The sequence below is a fragment of the Psychroflexus gondwanensis ACAM 44 genome (genome assembly GCF_000355905.1).
In the GTDB taxonomy this organism is placed as follows: Bacteria; Bacteroidota; Bacteroidia; order Flavobacteriales; family Flavobacteriaceae; genus Psychroflexus; species Psychroflexus gondwanensis.
Window position 1 is genome coordinate 307,229 of record NZ_APLF01000005.1, and the last position, 25,362, is coordinate 332,590.

General features: G+C 32.2%; 20 protein-coding genes. All 20 read right to left on the reverse strand.

Annotation, left to right across the window (positions count from 1 at the left end):
• Nucleotides 1-378: 378 nt before the first annotated feature.
• Nucleotides 379-816 (reverse strand): DUF3010 family protein, encoded by a 438-nt coding sequence (locus PGOND44_RS07085; protein WP_155943812.1) that lies wholly within the window; start codon nt 814-816, stop codon nt 379-381.
• Nucleotides 817-1,042: 226 nt separating this feature from the next.
• A complete protein-coding gene (locus tag PGOND44_RS07090; protein WP_003438995.1) occupies nt 1,043-4,180 on the reverse strand; it encodes a type I restriction endonuclease subunit R in 3,138 nt (1,045 codons plus the stop codon).
• Nucleotides 4,177-5,163, reverse strand: coding sequence for a nucleotidyl transferase AbiEii/AbiGii toxin family protein (locus PGOND44_RS07095; RefSeq protein WP_003438998.1), 987 nt, complete (start codon nt 5,161-5,163; stop codon nt 4,177-4,179). Before PGOND44_RS07095 ends, PGOND44_RS07090 begins: the two co-directional genes overlap by 4 nt.
• Nucleotides 5,160-5,882: a DUF6088 family protein gene (locus PGOND44_RS07100; protein WP_040555855.1), complete on the reverse strand. Its 723-nt coding sequence runs from the start codon at nt 5,880-5,882 to the stop codon at nt 5,160-5,162. Before PGOND44_RS07100 ends, PGOND44_RS07095 begins: the two co-directional genes overlap by 4 nt.
• A gap of 68 nt (nt 5,883-5,950) precedes the next feature.
• On the reverse strand, nt 5,951-7,741 hold the full coding sequence (locus PGOND44_RS07105) for a GmrSD restriction endonuclease domain-containing protein (protein ID WP_003439001.1): 1,791 nt from the start codon (nt 7,739-7,741) through the stop codon (nt 5,951-5,953).
• 10 nt (nt 7,742-7,751) lie between these two features.
• The gene (locus tag PGOND44_RS07110) at nt 7,752-8,333 is read right to left on the reverse strand and encodes a toll/interleukin-1 receptor domain-containing protein (protein ID WP_003439003.1); all 582 of its coding nucleotides are present in this window, start codon (nt 8,331-8,333) and stop codon (nt 7,752-7,754) included.
• Between the two features lie 2 nt (nt 8,334-8,335).
• Nucleotides 8,336-9,031 (reverse strand): TIR domain-containing protein, encoded by a 696-nt coding sequence (locus tag PGOND44_RS07115; RefSeq protein WP_003439004.1) that lies wholly within the window; start codon nt 9,029-9,031, stop codon nt 8,336-8,338.
• Between the two features lie 3 nt (nt 9,032-9,034).
• Nucleotides 9,035-9,694 carry an SLOG domain-containing protein gene (locus PGOND44_RS07120; protein WP_040555856.1) on the reverse strand — a complete coding sequence of 220 codons (660 nt, stop codon included), beginning with the start codon at nt 9,692-9,694 and terminating at the stop codon, nt 9,035-9,037.
• A gap of 4 nt (nt 9,695-9,698) precedes the next feature.
• A complete protein-coding gene (locus PGOND44_RS07125; protein WP_003439008.1) occupies nt 9,699-10,862 on the reverse strand; it encodes a toll/interleukin-1 receptor domain-containing protein in 1,164 nt (387 codons plus the stop codon).
• Nucleotides 10,863-10,867: 5 nt separating this feature from the next.
• Nucleotides 10,868-12,031, reverse strand: a complete 1,164-nt coding sequence (locus PGOND44_RS07130) for a restriction endonuclease subunit S (protein ID WP_003439011.1) — start codon at nt 12,029-12,031, stop codon at nt 10,868-10,870.
• Nucleotides 12,015-13,610, reverse strand: a complete 1,596-nt coding sequence (locus PGOND44_RS07135) for a type I restriction-modification system subunit M (RefSeq protein WP_003439014.1) — start codon at nt 13,608-13,610, stop codon at nt 12,015-12,017. The genes PGOND44_RS07130 and PGOND44_RS07135 overlap by 17 nt, the downstream gene beginning before the upstream one ends.
• Nucleotides 13,611-13,918: 308 nt before the next feature.
• Entirely contained in the window at nt 13,919-15,847 is a 1,929-nt protein-coding gene (locus tag PGOND44_RS07140; RefSeq protein WP_003439016.1) for an ATP-dependent DNA helicase, read from the reverse strand.
• Nucleotides 15,848-16,098: 251 nt separating this feature from the next.
• On the reverse strand, nt 16,099-16,617 hold the full coding sequence (locus PGOND44_RS07145; protein ID WP_003439026.1) for a GNAT family N-acetyltransferase: 519 nt from the start codon (nt 16,615-16,617) through the stop codon (nt 16,099-16,101).
• Between the two features lie 656 nt (nt 16,618-17,273).
• Entirely contained in the window at nt 17,274-18,884 is a 1,611-nt protein-coding gene (locus tag PGOND44_RS07150) for a patatin-like phospholipase family protein (RefSeq protein ID WP_003439029.1), read from the reverse strand.
• 80 nt (nt 18,885-18,964) lie between these two features.
• The gene (locus PGOND44_RS15265) at nt 18,965-19,162 is read right to left on the reverse strand and encodes a DUF4177 domain-containing protein (protein ID WP_003439031.1); all 198 of its coding nucleotides are present in this window, start codon (nt 19,160-19,162) and stop codon (nt 18,965-18,967) included.
• A gap of 632 nt (nt 19,163-19,794) precedes the next feature.
• Entirely contained in the window at nt 19,795-20,943 is a 1,149-nt protein-coding gene (locus PGOND44_RS07155; RefSeq protein WP_003439033.1) for a sensor histidine kinase, read from the reverse strand.
• A gap of 594 nt (nt 20,944-21,537) precedes the next feature.
• Complete coding sequence (locus PGOND44_RS07160; RefSeq protein WP_003439035.1) at nt 21,538-21,960, reverse strand: hypothetical protein; 423 nt, start codon at nt 21,958-21,960, stop codon at nt 21,538-21,540.
• Between the two features lie 127 nt (nt 21,961-22,087).
• On the reverse strand, nt 22,088-22,987 hold the full coding sequence (locus tag PGOND44_RS07165) for an oxidoreductase (protein WP_003439036.1): 900 nt from the start codon (nt 22,985-22,987) through the stop codon (nt 22,088-22,090).
• 623 nt (nt 22,988-23,610) lie between these two features.
• Nucleotides 23,611-24,267 (reverse strand): outer membrane beta-barrel protein, encoded by a 657-nt coding sequence (locus PGOND44_RS07170; protein WP_003439039.1) that lies wholly within the window; start codon nt 24,265-24,267, stop codon nt 23,611-23,613.
• Between the two features lie 419 nt (nt 24,268-24,686).
• The gene (locus PGOND44_RS07175) at nt 24,687-25,172 is read right to left on the reverse strand and encodes a hypothetical protein (protein ID WP_040555858.1); all 486 of its coding nucleotides are present in this window, start codon (nt 25,170-25,172) and stop codon (nt 24,687-24,689) included.
• Nucleotides 25,173-25,362: the final 190 nt, after the last annotated feature.

Sequence of the window (25,362 nt, forward strand, 5' to 3'; positions counted from 1 at the left end):
GAAGGTTTTGGGATTTTTTTATTCTCATACGTGTAGCCCCACGTGTAGCCCTTGGATTTAGTTGACTTTCAAATAAACCCCAAGAACGAGCAGATTTGATCTCTATTCCATCGATAACTATTTCTACAAAAACAATCCCCTATTTAAATGACCTATCCCTTATTCTTTTCCTCTTGGATTTGAATTAAATGATATAGACAGCCTTATTGGTTGAGCTAATAGAGTGTTACACTATTTTTGGGAGAACCCATACCCCTAAACAAAAACATTTCTGTTGAGTGTGGAGTCAAATGAGGTAAAGGAATAAGATTAACCCCTATCAAGAAGGCTCTCCATTTTAAAAGATAGAATTCTTATTTTCTATTATTCTGCTTTCCTTTATTCTAAAAATCTCCAGCCTGCAACAAGTGCTTTCCCCATGTATTTAGGTAAAGCATTTTTAACTAAATCATCTGAAAATTCTCGTCCAGTCTCTTTTTTGTAAGTCGAGTTAATTAATCTTGTGCAAGAGCCTGTAGGATAGGTTTTATAGTCAATAGATTGCTTTTCACATTCACTAAGCACTGCAAATTCCATTCTGACTCTCATTTTTTTTGAGTCATTCCCCCCTTCGCATAAAACAACTCTATCAATATCTTGATTTTGGAGATGTATAGAGAAATTAGTTTGAAATTCAATGATGTCTTTTATGGAGCTGTCTGCTTTTGGAATTGATAATAGTTTTCCAAGGTTTATCACAGAATAGGTGCTTTGATCTCCATCTATAATCAACATCCCTGCTGAATTACTCATTATTTCTATTGATAATACTTTCATGTTTTGTGGTGTCAGGTTGTGTATTAGTTGAAACGAAAATATCTATTTCCGTTGATAATTAGCATTTACATTTAAAATAGCACATAATCGTTTAAGGCTATCTTTCGGAGATTCTATGTAGGCAATTTCAGTATAAATACAATTATTTTCATGATAGTAGTTATAAGTAGATTCAAACTTTTTAACAAGTTTTTCTTTCAATTCCGTCTCAATTTATTTTGAACATTCAATTATACTTCTTAAAATTCTCCGCCTGTTCAAAAATCTCTTTATAAACTTCATCTCTATCTACAGGTGGGTAACCATTTTCAGCTAATAGAATAATGAGGTCAACTTTCAGTTCTGCTTTGATGTCTGAGCGTTTACTCCAATCAGTAAATTTGGCCTTATCATCAACCACAGCTTTTACTTTTTGCGCTAGAAGAATGAGTTTATCCTCTGGATAAGTAAAGTCATATTTAGTGCAAAGTTCTTTTAAAATATCATAAAATGCTTTTTCTTCAAAATCAATACCTAGATCCTTAAAAGAGCCTCGTTCTTTTTTTATAGCATGATATAAATCTATAATCTCATCGGTAAAGTCTTCTAAAACTTCGCTCCTTAACACATCATCTTCATTACGTTCATTATAGCGTTCGACAAGTGCCTGCATTTTTTTTGAAAAATCTGTACCCTTAACTTTATTCACTTTTTTTAAATCGCCAATAGCTTTAGCAAGAAGTTGTTGCAAGAGCTTAATTTTTGTGTTAGGTAGTTTAATTTTTTCGAGTTTTGCTAAGTAAGAATCATCAAAAATGTCATATTCCTTACCATCTTCTTCTCCAAGTTTGAAAATTTCTTCAACGCCATCACTAGTTAGTGCGTTCTTAATCATTTCTTTTACTTTAGCATTCATCTGTGCTGTATCTGGTGCATCGCCCTTAGTAAGTTTAAAAACAATGGATCTTACCGCTAAATAAAAATGGATGTAATCTTTTTCGTCTTCAGAAATTTCACCACTACCCGAGCAAATATCATAAGCCGCCTTTAATCGCTTTACAATAAACATAAAACGCTTCTCTAAATCTTCTGTGAGTTGGACAAACTCTGCTGCTTTATTTAAAGTATTGAGTTGCTCCAAAGCATTACCAATGAAGTAGCCTTTAGCATCAAACGTATGAAATGTCTTATGTAATAAATCGAGATTATCTTTCACCACGATAATGGACTGTTCTATATCCTCGAAGTTTTGACCATCTGCTTTATTATATTGAGCTAAAGCTAAATTCATTTGCTTTTTAATACCAATATAATCGACAACTAGCCCCTTATTTTTGCCTTTAAATGTTCTATTAACACGTGATATAGTTTGTATAAGATTATGTTGTTGAATAGGCTTATCGATGTAAATAGTATCTAAAAATGGAACATCAAATCCTGTTAACCACATATCGACAAGAATGGCGATTTTGAAGTTAGACTTTTCACTTTTAAATTGCCTATCCAGTTCCTTTCGGTAGTCTTTAGTCCCTAGCGCCTCATACATGTCTTTAGGATCATCTTTGCCCCTGGTCATGATCATCTTAATTCGTTCTATTGGTTTTATCTCACGCTTCTCCTTATCTGTTAATTCAGCTCCTTCCTCTGCTATTTTAATTTCTGCCCATTCTGGACGTAAAGCAATCACATTTTGATAAAACTCGTAAGCAATTTGTCGACTACTACACACAAACATGGCTTTTCCTTTCACCGTAGCTCCCTCACTCACTCTACTTTCATAATGATTCACAAAGTCTTCTGCCGTGGCTTTTAAACGATCAGGATCGCCTAAAATACTGTTCATGTTTGTTGTCGCCTTTTTACTTTCTTCTATTTGATAGTCACTAGCACCTTCTTCGGCTACTTGATTATAATATTCTTCTATCTCATACAGTTTTTCATTTTTAAGAAGCACTTTAGCAGCTCGACCTTCGTATACAATACGAACAGTTATTTCATCTCTTACAGATTCCGTCATGGTATAGGCGTCTACAATATCACCAAACACATCTAAAGTAGCATCTATTGGTGTTCCAGTAAATCCAACGTAGGTTGCATTTGGTAACGAATCGTGCAGGTATTTTGCAAATCCATATGATTTTACTACACCTTTTTCTGTAACTCTTATTTTTTGATCTAAATTAACTTGACTCCTATGCGCTTCATCAGAAATACAAACCACATTAGTCCTATCGGTTAGCAACTGGGTATCCTCTGTAAATTTATGTATGGTGGTTAAAAATACACCACCACTTTGGCGGTCTTGTAGAAAAGTTCTTAACTCTGAACGGCTTTCTACACTCTTTATAAAATTATCACCTATAAAACCTTTGGCATTGGTAAACTGACCTGATAGCTGGTCATCTAAATCTGTTCTGTCTGTTATTAATACAATGGTTGGACTTGAAAAATGAATCGACTTCATCAACAAACGCGTTAAAAACAACATGGTAAAACTCTTACCACAACCTGTAGCTCCAAAATAGGTTCCACCCTTACCATCTCCCTCTGGCTTTTGATGGGCTATAATATTTTTATAAAGTTTATTAGCTGCATAATACTGTGGATAGCGTGCCAAAATCTTCTCATCCTTTTTAGAGGAATCTGGAACGTAAATAAAGTTTTTAATAATGTCTCTTAAACGATCCTGATGAAACATGCCATTGATTAAAGTAAACATTGAATCTATTCCATCCACCTCAGTTGTTGAGTTTTCTATTTTACGCCAAGCATAAAAAAACTCATACGAAGCAAAAAAAGAACCTGCTTTAGTATTAACACCATCACTAATAACACAAAATGCATTGTACTTAAATAACTCTGGAATGTCTCTTTTATATCGCACTGTTAATTGCTCAAATGCATTCCATATAGTTACATTTTCTTTAATAGAAGTTTTAAATTCAAATACCACCACTGGTAATCCATTGATATATAAAATACCATCTGGAATCCGTTTATGGGTCCCTTCAATTTCTAATTGATTGACGATCTTATAGGTGTTGTTATTTTTTTTGCTGTAGTCTATGAGGTATATCCAAATGTCTTTTTGGCTGCGATCTTCACGTTTAAATTTAAAACCGTTAGACAGTTTGGTCATCACCGCTTTGTTAGTTTCATATAAATCTGAAGCAGGTAAGATTTGTAATTCTCTTATAATTTGTTTTACCTCATTAATAGTGAGCTGTTCTTTTTGATAGTGATTGAGCAAAAACGATTGCAAGTCTTCTTTTATTAAAACGTCTTCTGGTGCTCTTTCAATGGCACTGCCAAAAATATGAGGAATATCCTTTTGTCCTAAAAGTTCTATAAATGCTTGTTCCAATTGTGCTTCGGTGAATTTCATTTATTAATTTTTAAATTCCATTCTACTTCTTTTAATCGGTCTCTTACGGTTAATAAGGTTTTTAAAACATCACTTTCTAAAGGTAATTCACCGTAAACCAAGTCTTTAAAAACGCTATTGTAAGTTCTTTTTAATTCTTCATTCCAGATGGTCTCTGCATGTTTAAACACTAAAGCATCCTTTGGATGATTTTCCAACCATTCATTACCAGATTTGAAGCTTATCACATCATCATTACCAACTGTTAACAGCATATTATCAAACGCTGGTGAATGCAAAAACGCATCAATATGAGATTGCTTCAAAAGTTGGTGAATATCGTAGGTGTGACGAATTTTATTTCTTAAATCATTAAAAACATCATTACCATAAGAAAACCTAACCAAACTCATTATTTTTTCACAAAGGGTTCTTTTTACATCCAATACATGTACTTCAAAAGGCTGCATGTTATACTTTTTTGCTAATTCGAGCTGATTATTAGTGGTCATCATCTGATAAATATAAGAACTAATTGTCCATTTATGGTAGGGTTCAAAACGGCCTAACCATGTGGCTTCAACAATAATTACATCTCTTACTTGACCAAAGTTTCCTTTAAATAACTTTGGGTAGTTAAAAGCTACTTTTCTAATCATTCCCAATTTGTTGGTAATGCCTTCAACTTCTATTTCTTCAATTTTATGAGCAACTATTTCCGTAATTTTTTTGAGCTTATTTTTTAATTTATTTCCAGCCTCATTTTCATGCTTCAAAACTACCAAATCAATATCTTCTGAAAAGCGCTCTATAAAACCAAAACATTTTGATAATGCCGTACCGCCTTTAAAAACCGTTTCCTTACCTATAACATCACTAAATATAGTATGTAATGCAAGCGTTATCCAATAATCTTTTTCTATATGTATTTCTGCTATACCCAACTGTTGTGCAGTAATTTTAACAGCATCTTCAAAAAGGTTCATGTCCTCGTGCAGTCTCATACTAAATTCCACTTTTTAGCTGTTGGCAGTTCCTTACTAATAACTGTTTTATACTCAGAAAAAGGGTTTAAACTTTCTTTAAGCTTCTCTATGAAGGCGTACATCTGTATATTTTCGAGTAATGCGCCTAATACTGCTCTTGCCCTTGGCGGATAAGCTAATGCATATTTTATAGTGTCTTCCAACTCTTTATCTGTCATATTTTTGAGCATACTACTTAATATAACAACCCCTGATTTTGGGTTTAAATCTGAAACCTTATTAATATCCTTAAGCGCATCTAAAAACTCTAATTTTTGATAATTTGTAGTGTTAACTTCTATGTAGCTCTTTACAGGCGTTGCGCTAATAGTTCCTGTTTGCACATAAATGCGTCTTCCTCTACTCGCTATTTTAATTTTAGAAGCTACTTGCCTGGTTAAACCCATTTTATTGTATAAGAATGCTCCTGTAATATAGGCTATACGCTTTTTCCCTTCAAAAAGGTAGGGTTTTAATAATTGGTATTCACTAGGTTTAAGCTCTCCAAATACCGTCTCTTCTGGCTTATAAAACTTGCCATTTGCTACTTTTTTTATAGTCCCTTTTCTCTGTAAACGCTCCAATGCTTTTGCTGCGGTTACATATTGGGCTTTGGTTATATTTAAATCTTTATAACCAAACGTTTTACCCAAAGGAAAGCGTTTTATTTGACGTGCTATGTTACCTGCTATATTCATTTACAACAAAGATATAAATTAATAATAAATGTCAAGTATTTTGAGCAAAAAACTTGACATTTCATAACTTACAATAGCTCATAATACTCTTTAATCTTATCTGCCATTAGCCTTCTTCTGGTTTTTAAAAAATCATCATAATCATTATGGGTTGCTGTATATAAAACTGCTGGAATATCATTAAACCGCAAATTGCTTTCTAAAGCCTGTCTTGAATCTATTGTACTTATGTTAAAAGTGCCTGCCTGTATTTCTTCCATTGTTTTTGCTAAATACTCTTTTGGTGGCATCTTACCTACTTTAATATTTGTGGCTTGTTCTGTGTACACAAAATTTGCTACTTGATTATATTGGCGTTGGATGAATCCATTATCACTTAAATACTTCTTCGGAAAAATATGATGAATATCTCCTCGCTGCTCGATTAAGCTACTAATCTTCATGCTTTTTGATAGAAAGGCTGTCGAATTTGCATTACACTGCGCAGCTAAATACACATTATAGGCATTATTATTGACGCTGGAACTTTCTAAATCTGAAACCAAACTAAAATCCCAGAATCCTTCTCCAAGATTGTTTTGTTCCATTTGCGCTAAATAAGCGGCTATTCCCTTTTCATTGATTTGTTTAATATCTTCATCTATCATTGATTCTGATGAACCAGAATATCTCCCAATCAATAATGACATAATTAACCAACGCTTTACATAATGCTGAACTTCGCTTTCTGCCATACCTTCTTTTCGTAATTTTAAATATAAGGCATATGAAAAATTAAGGCTATTCTTTGATGAAATGAGCTTGCTATTTATTAACCCTGTAGATTGTACCAACATAATAAAACGCTGATAGTTTGTTTGGTTCACAAAATCCATTAAACCTTCAGATAGTAGCGCATAACTTCTTTCAGCAATATCTTCTTGATAGGTTCTGGTTTCAAAGTTTCTACCAGACAATAAGGCTACCAAATCACTAAACTTACCTCTACTAAATTTATAGGTATAAGACACACGTAAAACATCAATATAGTTTGGAACGTACAAATCATCACTACCTGTTGCCATCCATTTTAAGGCCTTGTAATACTCATGATTAGCAAATTCCTTGTCGTTATCTACAATATGTTTATTACACCCTTTATCCACAATAAGCCTACAGAAGTAATCTACTAATTTTCGCATTCTGTTGCCGCCATGCTGCTCGTCTGCAGCAATTTTTGACATCACAAAATCGGCATTACTTAACACCACTCCTTTTTGATTAATACGAATAAATATTTCGGTAACCGTATCAATATCTAATGAATGATCTAATTCAATAATACCAACCTGTTTGTTTTTGATGCGTTTAAGGTTTTCTATTTTATCCTCAATCAAGTCCTCATCTGCATCAGGGTTTAACTGCATGTAGTTTCTAATGGCTTTAGTGATTGAAATCTCGTCATTAACAATAGGATTAATATTATTAATCCATTCACTACTTTTTTCAAGCGCTTTATTTAATACTTCAAAACGTTCTGTTAGCGGATTAAAAGCTACGCGAATATTAATCTCTTTATAATTCTTATTGAGTACGCGTTGACCAACTATAGCAGCCGTTAATGCTGTAATACGTTGTTGGCCATCTATTAGTACTTTTTTACCAGCCGATAGCTCACCGTTTTTAAGTTTGACATCTGGATTACGCCACGTAATAATATAGCCAACAGGATAGCCTTGATATAAGGAATCTATTAAATCTCTTACTTTAGCAGCTTTCCATACAAAAGGCCTTTGTATTTCTGGTATGGCAATATCGCCAGACTTTATCCAACTTAATAAAGTTTCTACTGGTTGTTGGTGTACGCTATATTTTGCCATGATATTTTTCTTATTTTTTTAACCAGTTTTTTAAAGACGTTAATTTTAAATTACCATTATTTAAAGGTGTTTTTACATAATAACCTTTACTAATAGTTAAACTGTTAGTATATTTTTGTTTACCGTTCTTATAGTCGATATAAGGATAAATTTTTGAATATTCAGATCCTTCATAAGATTGATTAGATTTTATTACTGGTAATAATGCTATATCCTCTATATACTTTTCTGCATCTCCCAATCCTAATTCCCAGTTGCACCATTTTGAATTAATAGCTTTTGCTGTAGCAATTAAAATGAATTTGTTAGACGTTTTTATCTTCTCTTTTAATTTTTGAGCTGTTTTGGCATTTGTATAAGAAGGCAAACTTTTATCCATCCAATCCACATAAGCATCAACACCTTCTTTTTTTTTTAAAAACGCAATAACATCATGTAGAACCTTAACTTCTTCGTGCTTATGTGACAAAAAAACCATTGGTCTGGTTTTATCTTTTAGATTACTTTCATTGAGATTAACGAAATCTTGACTTGAAAAAAGTTTTGTACTAGACCTATATTCTGAAAGTTGTGATTCTGAAATAAAACTCATAATTATTTTATTGTTTTTACAATGGTATACGCTTCATTATTTTCTCGAATCTCAATCGCCTTATCGATATAAAATTTATGATTCCCTTTAAAATTTTCCCATGTTTCAGTTTTAATAAATGAGCACTCACCTTCACTAATGAAAGACCCATTACATGCTCTAGTTGTTGGTTCCTTTATATTAAACATGTTTTCTTTTAAGACACCAAATAATTGCCCTGTAGTATGAGTAATACTATTACAAACTGTATTATGTGTATAATACCAATCATAACTACCTGTCTCATCTGGCAGTACAACTCCCAAAACAGCATTCATCCTGCTCGTTCTGTCTGACCTAGTTGTTTCCCTTAATGAATATGACACTTCCCAAGGTATCCATTGTTCTCTTTCTGTTTTAGAATTATCTTTCATTCCTTTAGAAAGCATAACAATCGTAACACTACTATTAAATATTTTATCCTTTAATGAGGTTCTAATTGTTTCCTGCTTAAATTCCTCAAGACTCTCTCCTTCCTTTTCTCCTAAATTAATATTATCCTTGCCTATAATTTCTTGTAATTTATCTACATAGTCCCTTACCCTTGTAAGTCTATCTTGAAAAAACAATTTACCACCTAGAGTAAGTAAATCTTTTTTATTCATTGATGACACTTGTGTGTCTTTATATTTATAAGACACAAATATTTTTCTTCCCATAACTTATATTTTATCCATTAATAATTTTTGAAATAAAGACATATAACCATAGTCCTTTAAAAATCTTTCATTTTTGAACTCTTCTTGCAGAAGATTATCGTAAACTATTTTTGTTGCTGCTCCTGTACTTGCAATTGGTAAAACCAATGCGTCTGGATGCAATTCCTTAAACAAGTTATATTCAACCTCAATACCATCCATACCTCCTATAAAAATAGCTGCTGAAAATGTGTTTTCTCTTAGCATTTTTTGTCTCATTAATTGAATGCTCGAATGAATATCGCCACCATTTTCTGTAAGTACAACGTTTTTAAACTTTTCATTCTCTGGTGGAAAATTATCTTCAAAAAATAAGGATTGATATAAAGTAACGTGATTTTGAATATTAAACTTTAATTTTGAATCAATTATATCTCGTTCCTCTTCTGAGAATTGTGATTCCCTATCTTCTCTTTGCAAATCATTTATGATAAAACGTTCCATTACATAATAAATTAATGGTGTAATTGAAGGATGTCCTCCCCAAATTATTCTATGATGTGGTAAAACAACTGAAGCTAAAGCAATCACAGCATCCCTAATAGCAATTATATCAGCTGTATCATAATATTTTGGATGTCTTTCTGGCAATGGTATACTTGCGGACAAGAAAATGTTTTTCATCTTATTAAAATATTGAAAACCAGTGGTTAAAGTTTTGTTTTTTTATAGTTCTAACTTCTAAATAATCATTTAGCCAATCTAGATGTTCCAACCAGTAATCTCTAATAGACATCTCATCGTAAATTAAATGTATAGAATCAATTTCGTTAGATTCAATTTTCTTTATTAGTTTTTGTGACTTATGACAGTTTATAGACTGAGGGATGCCAATTGTTGGAATATATACAATTCGTTTTCCTACAAAAGTTTCTTGAGTAATGTATCTACTATATTGAAGATTAACATCTAGATTGTTATTATGGGCTGCTTGAGTAAACTCAGTTATTAATGAATCTTGTCTAGCTGCAAGATTTCTAGCTCTAGTACTCTCAACAAGAGAAACCACTTCTTTAACTACTTCACTTCTTAGTCTACCTTTTGATATGTCTGAAAAAAGAGGTTTATCAAAATCGTTATTTTTTAATTTCATCGAATGAGCCAATTGTGCAAATCTTTCAAAGTCACAATCAGGCCATAGTAAATGAACTATACCTATTCTTTTTAAATGAGCTTTATCTAATTCTTGACTACACCATTCACTTTTAAGAAAGCCATTAGTGTTCAACATAAGTATAACATCACAATCGGTCATCCTATGCCATAATTCTTCTTGAAATTTAACTCCCTTATCCACTGAATGCGTATCTAGAAAAACATCAAAATTATTTTGCTCTAGAATTTCATATAATTGAATAGCAATGTTGCTTGATTCGTTCCTCTTATATGAAATAAATACTTTTCTCTCACTTCTGAGCAATTCAAACCCCTCAAGTATTAGATTACATATTTTCGATAGATTTTCTTCAAATATTAATCCATTTTGATTTGAAAGTGTTTCTGGCATTTCATCTGAAAAAGATTGCAAAAAAATTGGCAAAATAACATTGCAATCAAGTTTTTGATTTTCTAATATTTGCGAGGTCTTAGCATCTAAATTATCTTTATGCCCAGAATAAATAACATAGGCTGGTTCAGCACCTGTATATTCTTCTATATTATCTTTTGTAATAATTTTAAGTAAATCTTGGATTAATTTTAATTCATCAAATTTATTTATCAATTCAATTTTTAAACGATTAAATAAATCCTCATTTTCACCAAGTAAGATTAATTGATATTTATATTTCATAATTTTTAAACTACTACTGTTTTAGTTTCTTCTTTTGACATTTTGGAAAGAATCGTGCTTGCTAGCTCTATTAAAGAGAATTGTTGCCTGTCATTCTGTTTAACAATTCTCAACATTTTTGAAGTTAAGGCTTCAAAGTTTCCCAAAGTATTTGATGAAGGCAGTAATATCGTTATATCATTAAGCACCTTAGTTGTCATACTTGGAACTGCTAAACCCACATTTAACGAGTAATAATCAATTTTTTTCAAAAAGTGAAAAAGATAGTTTGTATAACTTTCATTATTTATAATTGTATAAAACATAGTATCGACAGACCAAAATGGTTCGTCAACAAAAAGAATATTATCTAGAGAGCCTTTTCTTGGAATCAAAATTGAAGGTTTTTCGTAAAGAGCTTTATCATAATATCCCATAATTCCACCAGAACCATATAACGGAATATCTCCACTCTTTAAATGTTTATAATCTTTACCATATTTAACCTCTAATAATTCACTTAATTTGGCATCTTCCCACCCCTCAGGAATCTCCTTATCCAATTCCTCATTATACACCATTTTCCCACCAGAAGATTTATAAGGTTTCCCTTCTTCATTAGGAAATTCAAAATCTACAAACCAATGTTTGTATAAAGTTTGTGCTGTTTCTTCTAGTTTTTGATTGAGCTGTTCGTTAAGTGCTATACGCTTGGTAATGGTATTGTATTCGTTGACGATTTTCTGTTGCTTTTCAATTGATGGGATTGGTAGTTCAAAATCTAAAAAATCGTCCCATTCTAAACTACCTCGTACACCACCAACAGCATGAAAAGTTGCCTGTCGATCAAATTCGCTTCTAGAAAACCACATCATTAAATATTCTGGAAGTAGTTTGTTTTCATCAATCACTCTAAAAACTGGATAGGCTTGTGAAATTATTGCTTCATCAAAATCTTGCAACAAGGCTATTGGCATTTTGCCATCTCGTCTTACCTGCATAATACTGCACGCAAATTGACCTTTTTTGATAATTTTATAATTACTCATGTCTGCACCAACGGTATTTGCCACAGAAGGAATAAACTGCTTAGAAATACTTAACCCTAAAAGCAGATCAACATTGAGTTCTTTATTGCGCTCATCAACAAGTTCTATATAATCGCCTATTCTTTTATAACTCGATTTCAAATCCTAAGTTTTTAAATACTTTTAATAGCTCTTGTTTTGATTGTTGTTCTTCTTTCAGTAAATCTGAAAATTCTTCTTTTAGACTTTCCATTTTCTCATCGAAGTTGATGTTTTCATCTCTATTTACAAACTCGATATACTTACTTGGCACCAAAGAATAGTCTTTCTTCTTAACTTCATCTAAATGGGCACTGTAGCAATATTCTGGGATGTTTTTATAAACAGATTTCTTCACTTCGTTCGCAATGGCGCTTTCATTTTGTTGCCAGCTGTGATAGGTTTCAGAAACAGTATCTACTTGCTCTTGGCTAAATTGAATATACTTTTTTTCAAAGGGTACACCAATCTGCCTTAAATCCATAAACAAGATTTCGTCTTTCCGATTACGGTAATTTCTAGAAACATCACCAATACGTCTTGTATTTTCTGCTTTATTTTTATTTAAAATCCATAAGGTCACACTTATATTTGTTGTGTAAAACATGTTTTGTGGCAAAATAACAATAGCTTCTACCAATCCATTATCAATCAATTTTTTACGAATTTTATATTCCTCACCTCCACCAGAAAGTGCTCCGTTGGCTAGTAAAAAACCAGCGACACCTTTGTCTGATAATTTAGATGCCATGGTGAGTATCCAACCGTAATTGGCATTGCTTGTTGGTGGCACTTCATAACCCATCCAACGTGGGTCGTCTATGAGTTCATTATCGGCTCGCCAGTCTTTTTGGTTAAATGGTGGGTTGGCCATAATATAATCGGCCTTTAAATCTTTGTGCTGGTCGTCTGCAAAGGTATTGGCTGCTTTTTCACCTAGATTACCAGAGATACCACGTATGGCAAGGTTCATTTTAGCCAGTTTATAAGTGGTATTAGTATATTCTTGTCCGTAGATAGAGATATTGCGTTTATCACCATGATGGCTTTCTATAAACTTAATAGACTGTACAAACATACCGCCAGAACCACAGGCAGGATCATAGATGATGCCCTCATAAGGCTCTATCATTTCGGCAATAAGGTTGACGATACTTTTTGGCGTGTAGAACTCTCCTTTCCCTTTTCCTTCTGCAATGGCAAACTTGGATAAGAAGTATTCGTAAACACGGCCTACAATATCCGTCGCTTTGTCTTTTTGGGTATCTATATTATTAATGGTATCTAAAAGTGCTGCAAGCTTGCTAATATCAAGTTGTAATCGTGAAAAATAATTGTCGGGCAATGCGCCTTTAAGCGATGGGTTGTTTTTTTCAATAGTGTGTAGCGCCGTATCTATCTTTAAGGCAATATCGTCTTGCTTTGCATTTTGTATGATATAAGACCAACGTGCTAAGGGTGGTAAGAAAAAGACGTTCTTCATATTGTAGAACTCTTTCATTTCTAGATACTTTTCTTTGCCTTCTGCGATGAGTTCTTCTTTACGAGCTTCAAACTTATCACTGGCAAACTTTAGGAATATTAAACCTAAGACCACGTGCTTGTATTCTGATGGCTCTACAGAACCTCTTAGTTTGTTGGCAGAATCCCAAAGTGATTCTTCTATTGATTTTTCTTTTTTGGTGGTTGCTTTTTCGGCCATTTATTTAAGGTACTTTTTAGGGAATTAAAATTTAAGCATGAATATAAATATATTATAGTAATATAAGAGGTTCTGGATAGTGCTCATTGCTAATTTTTAAAATCAAAAGGTTCTCTAGCGGCTTTTTGTAAGGCCTTTAGTCTCACCTTTGGTTATGAAGTTGAAAGTTTCTGTTTTGCCTGGATAGGTAAACAATAAAAAACTCAAAGAATCACAAATGTGAATCTTTGGGCCTAGAATACTAGTGTTTCAAATTAATGGAAAAAAGAGTTGTTTTTTACCACAGTTTTTTGTTTGGCAATGGCATTCTATTTTTTTCCAATTAGTTTGTCGTACCATTTTAGATTTTTGAATCTTTCAATTTCCTCTTTATTAAGTTGGTTTTCCTTGTTTTTTTTATTTAAATCAGATTCGCTTTTCTTTAGTTTGGTTTCAAGTCCGTTTGTTTTGATGAGCGAATCAGATAGTTTTTTCTCAACTTTTTTCAATGACTTTTTTAGTCGTTCAGATTCGTTTTCAAACTCGGCAGTTTTTTCTAAAAGCAGTCCAAGAGAAGAGTTCTGTTCTGATATTTTAGTTGACTTGATGTTTAGCTCTTTCGTTTGCAATTCAATGTTTTCTTTTGCTTCTGAAAGTTCATTGTTCGTCAATTCAAGTTGCTCCATAAGTAAAGAATCCTTTTGTTTAAAGTTTAAAAGACGTTTTCCCTGTACTTCAATGAATTTCTTGAAAATATCCGTGTCAATATCATTACGAAACTTTAAGGCTCTTTTGAAAATCTCAAATGCAGATTTGATTTTACCTTTTCCAAAATCTTCTCTTGATTTTTTGTAATAGAAATCCGCTTTGCCTGTATTAAGTTGTTCAGTTATTAATGTTCCAGGTGTTTCATTTTGAGCGAATTCAATAACTCTAGGGTCGGTTTTTATAGCATAACTGTTAAGTTGTGTTTTAAGCATTAAACCACTAAAGGAAGTACAACGACTTAAAGCAACATAAACTTGTCCTGGTGCAAATGCTCTTCCTAAATCGGCAATAACTTTTTCAAATGTTAAACCTTGGCTTTTATGAACTGTAATTGCCCAAGCCAAACGAATAGGGAACTGTTCAAATGTTCCTGCAATTTCTTCAATAATCTTTTTTTGTTCTTTATTGTATGAATACTGAATATTATTCCAAACTGCTCTTTCAACTTCAACTTCGGATTCATCATCAAATACTACTGTAATAGAAGCTTCTTCAAGTTCTTTTATTTTCCCAATTTTGCCATTGTAATAGCGTTTGTACTCGCCAGTATCATTTTTGAGAAACATTATTTGAGCACCAATTTTTAATTTTAAATAATGATCTGTTGGCTTATGTTTTTCTGGGAAAGTGCCCGTTACATTTGCTTCATAAGTAAATAATTCAGTTGTGAGTTGATTTAGTTTTGTAAGATTTGTTTCGTTTACTATATTATTGTGTGTTGCAAGAATTATATAATCACTTCCATTTCCTGAAAATGTCGGATTGTATTTTGCATTAAGAACACTAAAATCATTTGCATTTACTTGACTAATTCGAACCCTATTCAATAAGTCAATAAATTCCTGTTCGTTCTGCCTATAGATTTTCTTCAACTCAATATAAAGAGGCGTGTTCTGTTCTATGATTTTTGAACTAAAGAAAAAAGGAGTTTTGTAGAACTGGGATAGAATAGACCATTGTTCATTGTCCGCAATTGGTGGTAATTGAAAAGTATCTCCAATTAATATGACCTGAACACCACCAAAAGGCAAATAGGGTTTCTTGCGAAAAACTTTTAAAATTCTGTCAATTACATCCAACATATCTGCTCTTACCATTGAAATCTCGTCAATGATAAGCAGTTCCAAATTTTCAATTATTTCCTTCTTATCATCTCTGTATCTAAAAGTTGTATAAATTGTCTCACTGTTTTCTGTTCCCGTTGCTGTTGTTCTTAATCTTGAATCATCAGGAACGAAAGGTCCAAAAGGAATTTGAAAAAAGGAATTAATTGTAACTCCACCTGCATTTATTGCTGCAACTCCTGTTGGTGCAAGAATTACAGTGTTCTTATTTGTAGTGTCTTTAATGTATTTTAAAAAAGTTGTTTTACCCGTTCCTGCTTTTCCTGTTAGATAAACTAATTTGTCAGTATGTCGAACAAATTCAGAAGCGTTGTAAAATTCAACGTTTTCCTTGTCAAGTTCTATATTATCTACTGTTTCTGTCATTTCATTTTTTCAGCTTATGCCTAACGTCTCTATATATGGCTCGTAACGTGCAAATTATAAAATTACTTTCGGATTAAGCACTAGCAGTCCCGAAGCTTCGGGATTAAATTTTTCTTATTATCTTTTTTATCAATAAGCCTCCCGAATGGTCGGGATAAAAATTTGGCTGACTGGCAAATATACCTTTACTTCGACTAATCAACTATCGAGCTATGAGCTATATAAGTTGTTGTGTGTAGTGGTTTCCGCAATTAATTCGTTTTCGCATAAACATCAACGCTTATTGATTTTCCATTTTTTATTTCGCAGTCTTTCATTGTCCCTTCGTTTTTGAAATCAAGTTTAGACATTGCATTTTTACAGTTCAAATTATCGGTCTCAACAAATCCTTCAATTCGATTTAGTTTAAGGTTGTTAAATCCGTAATAAGAGATTAAAGGTAAAACTTCTTTCATAATTCCCTTGCCCCAAAAATTTGGAAGCAGCCACAGTCCAATTTCTGCCTTGTTTTCTTTGTGGTTAATATCATTTAGTCCCCCTGCTCCGTAAAAAGTTTGATTATCAAGCGAGCAAATCGCCCACCACATTTGTTTCTTTTCCGCAAACCAAATCATTTGTTCTTTTGTAGCCTCCAAACTGTCAAAATTAATTCCATAATGCTTAATTACGTTTGGATTTGAAAGTCCTTTAAAAATATTTTTAACGTCTAAATCCGTTATTTCACGCAATAGAATTCGGTCAGTTTTTATGGTTGGAAATTTGTTTTTCATTAACTATATTTTCAATTCAGCCGTTTTTTTTGCATTACACAGAACATGGGGATAACAAGACTAGTTGTGTTATCCATTTTACCAAGTAACCAATATAAGAACTTTTTATCGTCTTAAAAGTCTTAACACTAAGAACATGCTTTAATAAACGCTAAAATCTCGGAGGTAATTAATCTACCTCTCAAATCACACTATTAGACTACACTCTATTATAAATTTTGTTTTATACCTATTAATCCGCAAATCAAAGGCTAATTAATGTTCTCCAATGGCTTTACAATCAACTTGGATTGGAAAACCAACAGTGAGCCAACGGTTTTTCGTAAACGCTGGTCTCACCGTTGGTTATAAAATTGAAGGTTTTTAGTTCAGGAGTACACTCTATTATAAATGCCAGAGAACACGCTAGCAAGACTTTAAAATGTATTTTGATTTTTTATTTAAAAAATTTAAGTTTCAGATCAACGATATAAAAGTGAATGATAAAAAGTAGAAGTTTGTTAATATTTTATTTTTCAAAATACCAGACAGAGTTTAATTTACACTCCCGTATTTCATTAAAAAATTGGCTCTACAATAAGTCTGAAAATAATTTATTCACTTGCAATATAACCATGTATAGAGATGAATTGTAAAGGCTCTATCTTACTCTAATTTTAAAGTAAATCATAGCTTTTCATATCATCTTTGATGGTGTTCATGACAGCTTTAGCTAGTTTTCTTCTTAAAATAAGTTTATTTCCAATTCCTAAAAAAAGGCGTGTACTCCAATTGTAATCTGAAAAATTCATTATTATTTTTCCTACTCTTTTTCTTAAATCTCTATTAAATCTGTCAACATCCTTTTCTTTACGTTTGGGCCAAATATCTCTATTTTCAAAAATAGGCATGTACATTTTATCTCTTTTAGTGGTCAAAATTGGAATAATTTGTCTTTTCCCATTAGAGGAAGTGTGTTTTTGTGGGTCAATATCTTTATAGCCGTTTTTAAATATTGAATTTGTTGTATTAACATCAACAGTAAAATATTCTCTTAAGAACCGCTCGCAATTAGCTCTGCCCAAAAAGAAATCGTGTACTCTAAATTCTTTATGAATAAAACCTCCAAATCCACCCATAAAACCACATGCTATAGCTTTTTTGCCTTCAATCTTTTTATCGTTTTTATCGTAACGAACAGGTGCAATTTGATATTGACTCACATCTCCATCTTTAAATATTTTTTTAATCACTTCAGGCTTAGACCTCAAATGACCTAGCATTGCAGACAACATTCCTGTTAGACTAGATGTTATATCATCGGCTTCGATATTAAAACTAGTCATATAACTTGGAAAAGGGTCTATCATCAAGACTGTTCCCTTAAATTTGTCTTCCTCTGCATCAATCCCATTAATTAAATTTTTTAAACGTTCAAAGGGTTCGTTATTAATAATCCCACCATCTAGTATTAGAGCTTCATAAGGGTCTTTATCAAGTTCAAACCTCTCTAGCAGAGCTTTGTTCCAAGACAGCTGTTCAACATATTTTTTCTTTCTTGTAATTTTTCTAGATCTTAAGCCTACAGGAAATGCTCCAGTTGCCATCGCAGCGTCTAATGCCATATTTGTATTTACATTTTCGAAAAAGTCAAGTGGTATCCAGCCATCATTATCATATTGAGTCTCTATTTTATTTAATATAAAAGTAGCATAATCTGCATGATGTGATAAATGAAAATTGTTATCAGTAAGCGTTCCTTGAAAGTCAGAATTATATTTAAACCCCTCTACATTGGTCAGAGTTGTAAAAACCTTGATATGCTTTTCTATATATTTTCTTTCTATAAATTCTGAGGAATTCACCTTAAGAGATTTTTTTCCGACTTGTTCTATAAATTTTGAATTTAAAAGAGAATACACTTTAGCCTTTTCTATATCATCTGTTTTAAGTAATAATGAAAACATATCTTCTTGAAGTAAATCTACCCAAGAATTATAAAACTTATTTTTTGTCTGTTCTTTTAAAACATTCTTTGGGTCTGCTTCTTTCACATGTTCAATAGGATTATTTAGTGCCGACGCTGCAATAATTCCTGTCATTCCACCAGCTGAAGCACCACCAATGGCTTTAACGACAACTTGATGTGTAGGCACATCTTTTTCACCTCTTTTCTGTTCCCAAGTATCTAGAGCTTCAATGAGAAAGTCCATTACACCTGCGGTATAAGCTCCAGCGGAAACGGCTCCAGCCATACAAATTCCTAATTCAAATGGTTCATTTCTCATAATTATACGGGTTTTAATTTATACTGCTCATTGTCAAGTTTCTCAAGATTGCGCGGTAATTTGAACAATTTTTCAATATTTTATTTTTCACGCTTAAAAAAAAGAATGACTTTTTGAGTAAATCCTTCGACAGCATAATCTATCGAATCTATTAGCTCCCATGCATCTTTTCCCATTTCATTCAACTTATCCTCAAGCTCAGAGGTCTCCATTCTAATAATTTTTAGCCATTTTCCCCTTGGCTCAAATTCTGTTGTTTTGTATTCAAATTGTTTCATAAAAGTATTTTTTTCGTTTTATATGCTTACTGATGCCCCATGTATATGCGTTGTACGGGTTTTTGAAAACGTGAATTTCCTTTTTTATCTCAAATATCCTATCAAGATGAGAAGTTCAATTTAACTGTAAATTTCATTATTTCAAATTAAATTTATAATGCCGTATGAGTAAATTGAATTATACTACGATCTTGCTCAGCAGAGGTTTTTTAATTGATTGAAGTTAAAAAAAAATAGCATAGCCTTAGTTACGGTAATTATTTTTGATAAAAAACAAGCGAAAAAAGCCTGTGCCGAATTCGTTACGGTCAAACGATTAATTACGAGATTATAGGTTTAAATTGGCATAAAACCCCAACTAAAGGAAAATGATAAAAAACAACAGATTCTAACATTAACAAAAGGCAATCACCCTAAAAAAGATCTACTTCAGATAACCAACTGAATAAAAAGGGATGCAAAACACTCTAAAAACACCCTTTTACTCTTGTAAGATTCTTGCCAACTCCTCGTATTCCCCCTTATTTAAAAATACCGAATTAGTCAATTAAGTATATAACTTTGGCCTGTTGGCGAGCCATATGCTTAGTTATTCTTCACCGTTTTTTGTGCCCGAATGAGCCTTTTATCGGTTAAATATTTTCCAAAACAAAAGTCAATTTCGCACGTCTCTTTCCTACTTCATTAAATTGTTTAATCAGATTTACTGTAAAAGTAGTACCAGTTTTTTCGTCACTTACGAGATTAATATTCCCACCGTGAGCCTCAGCAACAATTTGTGTTAACGTCAAGCCCATTCCCCAACTAGCTGAAGCCGGTTTTTTATTCCTTTTTGCACTTCCCATAAACTTGAATATCTGCTCTTGTTTGGAGGGAGGAATAGGATTACCCCAATTATGGACTTTAATTGCAACCGCATCTTTTTCATCTTCTATTGAAATCGTAATTGGTTTATTGATAGAACCATACTTGACGGCATTACCGATTAGATTTTCAACCAACCTTTTAACTGCGGTTTTGTCAAAAATACCTATGATATTTTTTGCATTATATTCCAAATTTATTTCGCGAGTGTAAACCTCTTTACTCTCGGCATGAACAAATTTCATTTCTTTTAAAAGGTCTGAACTCTCAAAGGTTAGCAACATTCCTTCGCCAGATTTAACTGTAATTCCGTTCATAAGCCCTTCGATAAGGTTAATCGCTTTTTTCACGCTCCGCTGGGCTGCTATTCTCGATTTATCAGTCCATTCACCTGTTTTGTCCTGCTTCATCATTTCTAGCGACAACTGGGCGGCGGCAAGTGGGTTTCTTATATCGTGAGCGAGCGTACCAATTAATTTTTCCTGCATATCCTGTATGGAACGTGAAAATGAACCTACAGATTTTAGTATCGAGGTTTCGATAACATATTTGAGCAAATCCGAAACCTTTTCACTATAGCCATCGTGGGATATGAGGAATTCACTCAATGTGCGGTGAAAGATTATATATTCGTGTACAATCTGTTCAGCAGTATAATAGACTTTAGTTGATCGTTGCTTGCCGTGTTCTTCGCTGGTTTTAAGGATTTCCACATATTTTTCATCCTTATTAAAACCCTCCATTTTATCGTATCGTATCATTAATCTGGCGATATCGTTTATAAGATCAGGTAGCTGGTTATATAAAGCAATAGAGTCAGATTCCTTGCTGGCAAGTACTTCTTGCACAACTTGGTTCTGCCAAATTTTCATAATTTCTGCATTATTTTCTTGAAGGATTTTTGCTGTCTTTTCCATAATTCTGAAAAATTTTTTAACAAATTTACCTTTTAAATCGATATAATAATCTGTTAGTCAGTTTTTTATATAAAAAGTTGAATTATTAATTTTATGATCAAGTTTTTTTCAAATGTTGAAGAACATACGGGTAACAAAACAATTTGTGTAATCCATTTTATCAAATAACCAGTATAAAAACTTTTTATCGTCTTAAAAGGCTTAACACTAATAACATGCTTTATAAACGCTGAAATCTGGGGGTAATTAATCTACCTCTCAAATCACACTATTAAAGTACACTCTATTATAAATTTTGTTTTATAGCTGCTAATAGGCAAATCAATAGCCGATTAACTGCCTCCACTGGTTTTACAGTCACCTTAAATTGGAAAACAAAGGGTGAGACCAACGGGTTTACAAAAACCCGTTGGTCTCACCCTTTGTTATAAGGTTGAAAATTTCTGTTTTACCTAGATAGGTAGAAGTGAAATCAATTAAAAAAACTCAAAGAATCGGTTTTATGAATCCGTGAGCCTAAAATAATAGTGCCCCTAAATTAATGAAGAAAAGAGTTGTTTTTTATCTTAGTTCTTTGTTGTGCCCAGTAGACCTTTATTCGAAGCACCTTTCAAAAAATGCTATTAAAGGTGATGTTATAGTCGTTTCCCCTAAATTTCCGATGGCGTTATTAATACCATTGGGGTCATATTCGCTACCGTTGATTTGATATGTTTCAATATTATTGTTGTGCAATTCCTGTATAAACATATCTGCAATTTCAATTCTTGATGCTGAGCCACGTTTCGCAATAAAGAACATGGGATTATCCGTACTTGTTGAAACATTGAATAATGGTGATGCATCGATATTTTCTTGTTCGACAGTTCCAAATGCATTAATATATATTTGACTGCCCTCCATTACTTTTGAACGAACATTATAGCCTTCTGTGTCAATTGTGGTGACACCTTTGATATTAGAAAGACTGTAACCTGTTTGTTCAATGAATTTTTGGTTAGCTACCCGTAGAATCATTTTAGCATAACAGGTAAATTGAATAAAATGATCTTCAAAAGCTTAATGCAACCATAGCCTTTAGCGCTAATAATAAGATAAATATTTTGGTTACTCTGTTTAGTTTTTCATTATATTATTGTTTATTTCAGTATTTAACCCCCGTCATGTGTTCTGATATATCCCAAAGTTTTTTTGCATTCGCTTCGTTTTGAGCCATTTTGCTGGGTTTCACAATTACAGGATATCCTCTAACTTCAAAAAAGTTTTTTGGTCCGAAGTAGTCGCCAGTTGTAGCATTTAAATCTGTGGCTGCTCGGAGTGAAGGCAATGTTCCCATTTCTACTTTTTGACCTATTATGGGAGACAAGAGTTTCGCTATGCTTAAATGCCTACCCAAGTCCGTATTTGTCCCTCCAGGATGTGCAACAGTAAACATGGGTGCATTCCTATTGCCTCTATACTTCCTTGCGAGTTCATATGTGAAATATAAATTAGCCAATTTACTGTCTGAGTATGCTTTAGTGGTGCTGTACTTTCTAGATTCCCAATTGATGTCATCAAAATTTATGTCTCCAGATTTGTGTGCCAAGCTGCTAGTTGCTACTACTCGTGAATCTTTAGTGTCCAATAATAGCGGTATTAATAGACCTGTAAGTGCAAAATGACCAAAGTGATTTGTTCCCATCTGAATTTCGAAACCATCTTCTGTTTTAGAATAAGGACACATCATAATCCCCGCATTGTTGATTAAAACATCTAACTGATTGTAATCATTAGTAAATTCTTTAGCGAAGGTTCGAACAGACTTTAAGCTGCCCAAATCAAGATGTCTAATTTCTAATTGTGCATTTGGAAAATATTCACGAATTTCCATAACTACACCTTCTGCTTTTTGAGTGTTTCTAACAGCCAGTATTACTTTGGCGTTTTTACTAGCTAACACTTTAGTGGCTTGTTTACCTAAACCACTTGTAGCCCCAGTAATTACTATAACTTTATTGTTTTGATCCGGAATATCTTCGTTGGTCCAATTTGAATTTGTCATTTTTTGCGCTTGTTATAATTATGTCATATCATGAATTTACTTAAAAGTTTGTTTTTGTGTTTAACTATTTCTTAGAAGAATGGATACATTTTGCAAAAGTTTAGGTCTTTAATTTGTGCACAAGCTATAGGTAATACAACAAGTTGTGTTATCCCCATTTTATTGATAGTATAAATTTAGTGATTTTTTTATCCTAAAGATATTAACCTTATAAATAGGCTTTAATAAACGGTGAAATCTCGGAGGTAATTAATATACATCTCAAATTATACTATTAAGTATGCTCTATTATAAATGCTTTAAGAATAACCTCAAAACACATATTAAAATTCTGTTTTATAGCTACTTATGGGCAACTCAATAGCTAATTAATGGCATCCTACGGCATTATAGTCACTTGGGATCGGGAGGCCAACGGTTCACCAACAGCTTTTTTAAACCCATTGATCTCACCGTTGATTAGGACGTTGAAAGTTTCAGTTTTACCTAAATAGTTAGAAGGAAAACGCAACAACAAAGACTCATAGACTCACAAATGTGAATCTATGAGTCTAAAATAATAAGCCTCAAAATTAATAGAGAAAAGAGTTGTTTTTTACCTCAGCTCTTTCATTTGTAGCTAATTATAGAAGTATAATCATTCCAAATATAAAACTTGAAGAACCAAGATTAAATGAAAGGGAATTTGTTTCTTGACTTTGTATATCATCAACTTCTCCTGAAATATAATTATAACCAAAGCTACCAAAGTTGGCTTGAAGTAATATATTTTTGGTCAAACTAAGATTAATCCCTGGTCTAATTCCAACGAAAAATGATTCATTTCTAGATTCTCTTTCACTATTATCGCTATTCTCAAAAGTATTTTTACCGAAGGCGAATCTAGTCTCACCTTGTAAATGAAACGCTACTTTTTCACTAATTGGAAAAAATTTCTTTACAAATGGAGAAATCCCAAAAGAATTGGAGGTTGAAGTAGTTGTTCTTAGAATTTGTTGATTCTCATTCTCATCTTCTGACTTAGAGTAACCATAACCTAATCCTAAACCAAGAATCAAGTTTTTACTAATGGCATATCCAATTTTTGGTGAAACACTGAAGTTAAAAAACTTACTGTCTGAAGAAAAGGTTGGATTGAAAAAATCGTTATTTCTTGAATTTATTGAAAAATCTGCCTCTATACTCCAAGTTCCCTTTTCGATTGAAAATTGCTCTTTGTCATCTTGACCAGAAATAATACTTGTAAATAGAATTAGTAATAATGTAATTGATGTTTTCATGTTGATTAGTTTTAAAAATTATTATTTCGAAAAGGTACTTTAATATTTGTACCAAAAGATGTTGGAGCTTAATTTTTGTTTTTTAAATTAAAAGTAACCTTTGGATAACACCACAAATTATGTTATTCCCATTTTATTAATGGTATAAATTTAGTGATTCTTTTATCCTGAAAATCTCGAAATTAAAACATACTTTAATAAATGCTGAAATCTCGGAGACAATTACTTTACATCTGAATTCACACTATTAAAGTACACTCTATTAAAAATGCTAAAAGACAAAAAAAAACTCAAAGAATCACAAATGTGATTCTTTGAGTCTTGATTACTAGCATCTCAAAATTAATAGAGAAAAGTGTTGTTTTTATCTCAGTTCTTTTTTGGAGACTTGCTTTACTTCTTATAATTAATCACTGACTTTAAAATAATTTTATCATATGGTTCTTTAAACTCTTTGTACCAGTCAATTCATTCCGCTTTTCAGGAATTCTTTTTGTCAAATATTCATTATAGCATTCAATCAAGCAAGACACAGTAGAAATAAAAACATCCTGACAATGCTCAAAATCTCTAATTTGTATTATTTGAGCTTTATCCTTTCCAGCTTTTACAAAACCTTTTTGGATGTCTGTTACGTGTACGTTTTCAAAATATTCAATAATAGAAGAAAATAATATTCTAATATCATTCTCTTGTTTTATAATGTTTTCTTTAGCTATAGGATAGTTTTCGAGTAGAATATCATATTTTAAGTTAGGCAAATTTTGATATAAACGAGTCAGATTAATTTTTTTTTTACATAATTTAATATCTTGAATGGATTTGATAATCACCTTTTCATTAAATGAAATTATGTAATTATAAATATCGTTCTCAATTTTATCTTGTAAAGAATTATTTATCATTGCTGAATTTTTTAAATTTTAAAAGAAATAATAAAAAAATTGGACAAATTTTTCATTATCCAATTTTAAATATTTTACAGTGAAACTTAGTTGTATTAATTTTAGGAATTAGAATATATTTTACTTTGACTATGACATATGAAATTTCAAGCCATTTCTTATATTACTTCGTAAAAATTAATTATTCTTA

Bases quoted from the DNA above. Each gene is read 5' to 3' on its own strand.
- PGOND44_RS07085 (WP_155943812.1), bottom strand. From the start codon at position 816: ATGAAAGTATTATCAATAGAAATAATGAGTAATTCAGCAGGGATGTTG.
- PGOND44_RS07090 (WP_003438995.1), bottom strand. From the start codon at position 4,180: ATGAAATTCACCGAAGCACAATTGGAACAAGCATTTATAGAACTTTTA.
- PGOND44_RS07095 (WP_003438998.1), bottom strand. From the start codon at position 5,163: ATGAGACTGCACGAGGACATGAACCTTTTTGAAGATGCTGTTAAAATT.
- PGOND44_RS07100 (WP_040555855.1), bottom strand. From the start codon at position 5,882: ATGAATATAGCAGGTAACATAGCACGTCAAATAAAACGCTTTCCTTTG.
- PGOND44_RS07105 (WP_003439001.1), bottom strand. From the start codon at position 7,741: ATGGCAAAATATAGCGTACACCAACAACCAGTAGAAACTTTATTAAGT.
- PGOND44_RS07110 (WP_003439003.1), bottom strand. From the start codon at position 8,333: ATGAGTTTTATTTCAGAATCACAACTTTCAGAATATAGGTCTAGTACA.
- PGOND44_RS07115 (WP_003439004.1), bottom strand. From the start codon at position 9,031: ATGGGAAGAAAAATATTTGTGTCTTATAAATATAAAGACACACAAGTG.
- PGOND44_RS07120 (WP_040555856.1), bottom strand. From the start codon at position 9,694: ATGAAAAACATTTTCTTGTCCGCAAGTATACCATTGCCAGAAAGACAT.
- PGOND44_RS07125 (WP_003439008.1), bottom strand. From the start codon at position 10,862: ATGAAATATAAATATCAATTAATCTTACTTGGTGAAAATGAGGATTTA.
- PGOND44_RS07135 (WP_003439014.1), bottom strand. From the start codon at position 13,610: ATGGCCGAAAAAGCAACCACCAAAAAAGAAAAATCAATAGAAGAATCA.
- PGOND44_RS07140 (WP_003439016.1), bottom strand. From the start codon at position 15,847: ATGACAGAAACAGTAGATAATATAGAACTTGACAAGGAAAACGTTGAA.
- PGOND44_RS07145 (WP_003439026.1), bottom strand. From the start codon at position 16,617: ATGAAAAACAAATTTCCAACCATAAAAACTGACCGAATTCTATTGCGT.
- PGOND44_RS07150 (WP_003439029.1), bottom strand. From the start codon at position 18,884: ATGAGAAATGAACCATTTGAATTAGGAATTTGTATGGCTGGAGCCGTT.
- PGOND44_RS15265 (WP_003439031.1), bottom strand. From the start codon at position 19,162: ATGAAACAATTTGAATACAAAACAACAGAATTTGAGCCAAGGGGAAAA.
- PGOND44_RS07155 (WP_003439033.1), bottom strand. From the start codon at position 20,943: ATGGAAAAGACAGCAAAAATCCTTCAAGAAAATAATGCAGAAATTATG.
- PGOND44_RS07160 (WP_003439035.1), bottom strand. From the start codon at position 21,960: ATGATTCTACGGGTAGCTAACCAAAAATTCATTGAACAAACAGGTTAC.
- PGOND44_RS07165 (WP_003439036.1), bottom strand. From the start codon at position 22,987: ATGACAAATTCAAATTGGACCAACGAAGATATTCCGGATCAAAACAAT.
- PGOND44_RS07170 (WP_003439039.1), bottom strand. From the start codon at position 24,267: ATGAAAACATCAATTACATTATTACTAATTCTATTTACAAGTATTATT.
- PGOND44_RS07175 (WP_040555858.1), bottom strand. From the start codon at position 25,172: ATGATAAATAATTCTTTACAAGATAAAATTGAGAACGATATTTATAAT.